Here is a 7211-nt window from a genome sequence, read left to right on the forward strand (position 1 = left end):
AAGTTACTATTTTTATTTTTCAGAATTTATCATACTTTTTAATCGATTGATTTCTTCTAAATTAGCAATTCCAGAATCGTCAATCATCGCTGATGAATGAAAGTAAGTAGCGTTTGTATATGAATCAATTTCTTTAATATTTGTTGAGCGCAAACCACCTCCTGGCATAATTGTAATCTTATTTTCTGCTTTTTTAACAAGGTTTTTTAATTCATGTTTTCCATCATCAACATTACTATCTAAACCAGAAGTTAAAATAGTTTTGAATCCTAAATCAATCACGATTTGAAGTGAATTTTCGGCATCAGAAGTTCTGTCAAAAGCGCGATGAAAAGTACAAGGAAAAGGTTTTGCAAGTTCAATTAATTCATGATTTCGTTCAGAATCGATTTTATTATCTTCATTCAAAATTCCAAAAACAAAACCATTAATTCTAAAATTTTTAATCATGATAATTTCAGATTTCATTTGTTCAAATTCTTCATCAGAATAACAAAAATCTCCACCACGAGGACGAATCATCACCATGATTTCTTTGTCTGTTTCTTTTCTTAATGTTTTGATATCTTCAAAGTCTGGTGTAATTCCACCTGTTGAAGCATCGGCGCATAACTCGATTCGATCTGCATTTGATTTTGCTGCAACTAAAGCTGATTCTAAGTTGAAGCAAGCAATTTCTAATTTTTTCATTTTGTAATAGATTTTCCGTCAATCAAACGATTTCCAGTTTCGTCATAAACCGCAAAGTTAAAACCTGGATGGATACAATACGAACCATATTCGCCTTGTTTGTTGATTGCAATAAAACCAACTTGAATCGCCGATAAATCTTTTTTACGCGATTTTGTTAATTTAATGATTCGATGAACAGCCTCCTTACACGCATTTTCTGGCGAATATCCTTGACGCATCAATTCCACAACCAAATGACTTCCCGCAATACGAATCACTTCTTCGCCGTGTCCAGTCGCCGTTGCCGCACCAATTTCGTTGTCAACATACAAACCTGCGCCGATAATTGGTGAATCGCCAACACGACCATGCATTTTGTATGCCATTCCGCTCGTAGTACAAGCTCCAGAAAGATTTCCGTGGGCATCTAAGGCAATCATTCCAATTGTATCATGATTTTCGATGTTGATAGGCATCTGATAATTGGTATCTTTCAACCATTCTTTCCACTCTTTTTCGGAAACATCAGTCAATAAATTCTCTTTCTTGAAACCTTTTTCTAACGCAAATTGAAGTGCACCATTTCCAACTAACATAACATGTGGCGTATCTTCCATCACTTTTCGCGCAACAGAAATCGGATGTTTGATATATTCTAAAGCTGCAACAGAACCGATATTCGCTTGATCGTCCATAATACAGGCATCCAATGTTACTTTTCCATCACGATCAGGACGTCCGCCGTAACCAACACTTCGTTCATTAGGATCTGCTTCAACTAATTTTACCCCTTGTTCTACTGCGTCTAAAGCAGTACCATTTTTTCCTAAAACCTTCCAAGCTTCGGCGTTGGCTTCAAGTCCAAAACGCCAAGTAGAAAGAACAATCGGTTTATTGATTTTTGTTGAAGTAGTTGATCTTGTAGATTTAGTTTGTGCACTAAGATCAAGTTTCGTTGTACCTAAAAGCAAGCCTAAAGCTCCAAGATTTTTTATGAAATTTCTTCTATTACTCATGTGTTAATCGATTTCTAAATTGTGTTAAAACAAATATAATCCATATTATTGTATAACAGAATTTCTGTCAATCAAAACACTAAAAACTAATGAGATCAACTTTACTATCATTTATTCTGATGATGTTTTCATCATTAATTTTTGCTCAGAAAAATAATTATGCACAATATGTTAATCCGTTTATTGGAACAGGTGGACATGGACATACATTTCCTGGAGCGACTTTACCATTCGGAATGGTTCAACTTTCTCCAGATACTCGAATTGATGGAAGTTGGGATGGTTGTGGTGGTTATCATTATTCAGATGATTTTATTTATGGTTTTTCACATACACATCTAAATGGAACTGGAGTTTCTGATTATGGTGACATTATGTTGATGCCAACGCTTAATCAGAAAGGATTTATTCAAGCTGATTATGGTTCTAAATTTTCGCATAAAAATGAAAAAGCTACAGCAGGATATTATCAAGTTTTGTTAGATAAATATAATGTCAATGTCCGATTAACAACGACAACTCGCGTTGGTTTGCATGAGTATACTTTTAATAAAGCAGGTGATGCAAAGATCATTTTAGATCTTAATCATCGTGATAAATTAGTTGATGGAGAAGTGAAAATTGTAGACGCTAAAACACTTTATGTTTACAGAAATTCGGAAGAGTGGGCGAAGAATCAAAAGATTTTTGCCAAAATAGAATTTAATGTTCCGATGAAATTAACTGCTTCAAAAGACGGAAATATTACATCTAAAACATTCAAAGGAAATGAAATTGCCTTGGCTTTTGGTAAAAAGGTAAAGAAAGGTGAGAAGATTATGGTAAAAGTGACCTTATCTACAACTGGATATAATGGAACGGATGTTAATAGCAAAGAATTAACAACTTTTGATTTTTCTAAAACGAAAGCCGCTGCTGAAAAAGCTTGGGACAAAGAATTATCGAAGATTGAAGTGAAATCTTCAGATAAGAATAAACTAACTATTTTTTATACAGCGATGTATCACACGATGATGCAACCAAATATTTCGCAAGATTTGAATGGAAATTATCGTGGAATGGACGATCAAATTCATTTGGCAAATAACTTCGATTATTATTCGGTTTTCTCGCTTTGGGATACTTTTCGTGCGGCGCATCCTTTGTATACGTTGATTGAGAAGAGAAGAACGATTGATTTTATTAACACATTTATCAAGCATTACGAACAAGGTGGACGTTTACCTGTTTGGGAATTAGCAAGTAACGAAACCTATTGTATGATTGGTTATCACTCGGTTTCTGTGATTGCTGATGCAATGGTAAAAGGTTTCAAAGGCTTTGATTATGAGAAAGCTTATGAAGCAGCAAAACATTCGGCAATGTTAGATCATTTGGGATTGAAAGCTTACAAACAAAACGGATTTATTTCGATTGACGATGAACATGAATCAGTTTCTAAAACATTAGAATATGCGTACGATGATTGGTGTATTGCGCAAATGGCATTGATTTTAAATAAACACGACGATTATAATTACTTTATCGAACGTTCTCAATATTGGAAGAATTTATTCAATCATGAGACAAAATTTATTCAGCCAAAGAAAAATGGAGGTTGGCTAAAGCCTTTTGATCCGCGTGAAGTAAACAATAATTACACAGAGGCGAATGGTTGTCAATACACGTTTTTTGCACCGCAAGATATTAATGGAATGATTGATTTTTATGGTGGAAAAGATGGTTTTGATGCAAAATTAGATGAATTATTTAATGCACCATCAGAAACAACAGGTCGGGAGCAAGTGGATGTTACGGGACTTATCGGGCAATATGCGCAAGGAAATGAGCCGAGTCATCACGTGGCTTTTTTGTACAATTACATTGATAAGCCAAAAAAAACAAAAGAATTGGTTCATAAAATTTTGAATGAACATTACAAAAACTCGCCAGATGGATTGATTGGAAATGAAGATTGTGGGCAGATGAGTGCGTGGTATGTTTTAGCTTCGATGGGAATTTATAGCGTTACGCCAGGTTCGGGAATGTGGACGACTGTTGAGCCGTATTTTGATGAAATCACGATTAATCTAGAAGATGGAACGAAGCGTATAATCACGAAAAATAATTACAAAGAAAATCAATTTTTAGGATTTGAATTCTTGAAAGATAGAGAGGTTAAACCTATTTCTGAAAGTGAAAAAATTGTAACGGTTCCAGTTTTGATTGCTGAAGACAGATCATTTCAAAATAAAATGAATGTTGAAGTAAAATCTTCTGAACCAAATGCGAAAATTTATGTTTCTGTGAATGGTAAAAAAGCTGAAATCTATAAAAAACCAATTTCAATCAAAGAAACAACTACAATTTCTTCTTTTGTGGAAGTGAATGGAAAGAAAAGTAAAACAATTTCTGGAACATTTACTAAGAAACCAAATGATTATACAATTCAGTTGAATTCTACCTACACACCGCAATATCATGCAGGTGGACCGCAAGGTTTATTGGACGGAATTGTTGGTGATAGCAATTGGAAAAAAGGGGATTGGCAAGGATATTATGATCAAAATTTTGATGCAATTGTTGACATGAAAAAAGCGAAATCCGTTTCTTCGGTTGTCATGAATTTCTTACAAGATTCTCGTTCTTGGATTGTCTTACCTACAAAATTAGAAGTCTATACATCGAAAGATAATCAGAATTTTAAATTGGTTGGAATGTTAGAAAAACAAGTTGATGCATTTGATAATAACGTGTTTTCTGATTCATGGAAAGTTCAGTTCAAAGAAGAAAAAGCACGTTATATCAAGGTAAAAGCGACAAATTATGGTGCATTTCCAAAAGGTCATTTAGCAGAACCTTTTCAAGGAAAGTCGTATATTTTTGTAGATGAAATAACAATCAAATAAGATAATATTCAAATTTATAAAATGAGGTAAATCAATACGATTTGCCTCTTTTTTCGTAACTTTATATTCGAAATCGAAGAAAATGCAAACAGAAATTTTAAACAAAACATTACAAAATCGTTCTATCAATCCGACTGCGATGCGATTGTTGGTCTTGGATAAACTGATGAATGCAGAAGTTGCGTTGAGTTTGGCTGATCTAGAAATTGAGATGGATCAAGCAGATCGAGTAACAATTTATCGAACCTTAAAAACGTTTGAAGAAAATAAATTAATTCATTCAATCGAGGACGGAACGGGGTCTATAAAATATGCGCTTTGCGAATCGAGTTGCAAATGTACGCCCGAGTTTACGCATGCTCATTTTCATTGTAACAATTGTAATCAGACGTTTTGTTTGAGAAATATTCATTTGCCAGAAATCAATCTACCCAAAAATTTCGAAGTCGAACAATCTTCATTTATTCTGAAAGGAGTATGTGATCAATGTAAATCCTAAACTTTGCAACCAGATTGCAGCAATAACTTTATAATTTTGAAATATAAATTTTTGAATTATGTCTAAAGCTTGTTGTAGTACGTCAAATGACGAACATAAAGATACTCATGATCACAATCACGAAGGTCATGACCACGAACACAATAATAGTAAAATTTTATTAGGTGCCAGTTTAGCTATTTTCTTTGCTGGGATTTTTGTTCAATATGTTTTAAAACCAACTTGGTTTGTTGATAATCAGACTATTCGTTTGATATGGTTTGGTATTTCTTATATTATAGTAGCATTTCCTGTTTGGGGAGAAGCCTTTAAATTAGCTAAAAAGCTAGATTTTTTCAATGAATTTTCGTTGATGGGAATTGCAACTTTAGGTGCTTTCATTATTGGCGAATATCCAGAAGGTGTAGCGGTAATGTTGTTTTATACAATTGGCGAAATGTTTCAGGAAGCTGCGGTAAATAAGGCAAAAGGAAATATCAAAGCCTTGTTAGATGTTCGTCCAGATACAGCACATGTTTTACGAAATGGTAATTTCGAAACAATAAAACCACAAGATGTGGTAATTGGAGAAACAATTCAGGTGAAAGTTGGGGAAAAAGTTCCGTTAGATGGAATTATGATTTCAGATAAAGGAAGCTTTAATACTGCTGCTTTGACGGGAGAAAGTAAGCCTTCAACTTATAAAACTGGAGAAACTGTTTTGGCAGGAATGTTAAATCTTGAAAATGTAATCGAGATTCAAACGACTAAAAAATTTGAAGATAGTTCGATTGCAAAAATCTTACAAATGGTTCAAGATGCAGCTTCTCGCAAAGCACCAACTGAATTATTTATCCGAAAATTTGCAAAAATATATACACCAATTGTTTTCTTTTTAGCTGCTGCTTTGGTGATTATTCCATACTTTTTTGTTGACAATTATGATTTTCATGATTGGTTGTACAGAGGTTTAGTTTTCTTGGTTGTTTCTTGTCCTTGTGCGTTGGTTATTTCGGTTCCGTTGGGTTATTTTGGTGGAATTGGAGCGGCTTCACGTAACGGAATTTTAGTAAAAGGTTCTAACTTTTTAGATTTAATGGCAAAAGTAAACACAGTTGTGATGGATAAAACTGGAACAATGACAGAAGGTGTTTTCGAAGTGCAAAAAATTGAAACGAATCTCCCTGAAAATGATTTTTTAAATCTTGTTTCGGCTTTAGAAAAGCAATCTACACATCCAATTGCGAAAGCGATTGTGGCAAGTCATCCATCAGAATTGAAAGCAATAGAGGTGGAAGAAATTTCTGGAAAAGGTTTGAAAGGAAAAGTTGATGGAAAAATAGTTTTAGCTGGAAATACTAAATTATTAGATTATTTCTCGATTCAATATCCACAAGAAATTCATGATATTGTAGAAAGCATTGTGGTGGTTGCAGTTGATGAAAAATATGCTGGATATATTACAATTGCTGATAAAATCAAGGAAGATGCGCAACAAGCAATTCAGAAAATGAAAGCTTTAGGTGTTTCGAAAACGATTATGTTGAGTGGTGATAAAAATACCATTACGCAGAAAGTTGCGAAAGAAGTTGGTGTTGATGAAGCTTTTGGTGGATTGTTACCAGAAGGAAAAGTAGAGAAAGTTGAAGCATTGAAAAAAGATCAAAATCAAGTGGTGGCTTTTGTTGGAGATGGAATCAATGATGCACCTGTTTTAGCTCTTTCTGATGTTGGAATTGCGATGGGTGGACTTGGTAGTGATGCTGCGATAGAAACTGCAGATGTTGTAATCCAAACCGATCAACCTTCTAAAATAGCAACGGCGATAAAAATTGGTCGTGAAACAAAAAAGATTGTGATACAGAATATCATTTTAGCAATGGGCGTTAAAATCATCGTGCTTTTCCTTGGTGCAGAAGGAATCGCCAATATGTGGGAAGCTGTTTTTGCTGATGTTGGTGTTGCTTTATTAGCAATTTTGAATGCTGTTCGAATTCAACGAATGAAATTTTAGATAAAAAATAAAGCGATCAATTGATCGCTTATTTTTTTATGTATAAATCTTTCATCAAATCTAAATCAACCTTCAAAATATCAGTTAAATAATTTTCGACTGAACCAAAATTCTTATTAATCGCTTCATAAGAACTTTCTAAA

General features: G+C 33.9%; 5 protein-coding genes. 3 read left to right on the forward strand and 2 right to left on the reverse strand.

The features are described 5' to 3' along the window. Positions 1 to 12 precede the first annotated feature (12 nt). Positions 13 to 690, reverse strand: coding sequence for a copper homeostasis protein CutC (locus N5E64_RS00845; protein WP_038334770.1), 678 nt, complete (start codon positions 688 to 690; stop codon positions 13 to 15). Further along, complete coding sequence (locus N5E64_RS00850; RefSeq protein ID WP_280035238.1) at positions 687 to 1688, reverse strand: N(4)-(beta-N-acetylglucosaminyl)-L-asparaginase; 1002 nt, start codon at positions 1686 to 1688, stop codon at positions 687 to 689. Before N5E64_RS00850 ends, N5E64_RS00845 begins: the two co-directional genes overlap by 4 nt. Positions 1689 to 1777: 89 nt before the next feature. Between N5E64_RS00850 and N5E64_RS00855 the strand changes: the two genes are divergently transcribed. The 3 genes from N5E64_RS00855 (at position 1778) to N5E64_RS00865 (ending at position 7068) form a co-directional block, all read left to right on the forward strand. Continuing rightward, the gene (locus N5E64_RS00855) at positions 1778 to 4576 is read left to right on the forward strand and encodes a GH92 family glycosyl hydrolase (RefSeq protein ID WP_280035240.1); all 2799 of its coding nucleotides are present in this window, start codon (positions 1778 to 1780) and stop codon (positions 4574 to 4576) included. An 82-nt stretch (positions 4577 to 4658) separates the two neighbouring features. Continuing rightward, positions 4659 to 5075, forward strand: coding sequence for a Fur family transcriptional regulator (locus N5E64_RS00860; RefSeq protein ID WP_125349939.1), 417 nt, complete (start codon positions 4659 to 4661; stop codon positions 5073 to 5075). 58 nt (positions 5076 to 5133) lie between these two features. Beyond that, a complete protein-coding gene (locus N5E64_RS00865; protein ID WP_280035246.1) occupies positions 5134 to 7068 on the forward strand; it encodes a heavy metal translocating P-type ATPase in 1935 nt (644 codons plus the stop codon). The last annotated feature ends 143 nt before the right edge of the window (positions 7069 to 7211 follow it).

The sequence above is a fragment of the Empedobacter sp. GD03739 genome, from assembly GCF_029843245.1.
Classification (GTDB): Bacteria; Bacteroidota; Bacteroidia; order Flavobacteriales; family Weeksellaceae; genus Empedobacter; species Empedobacter falsenii_B.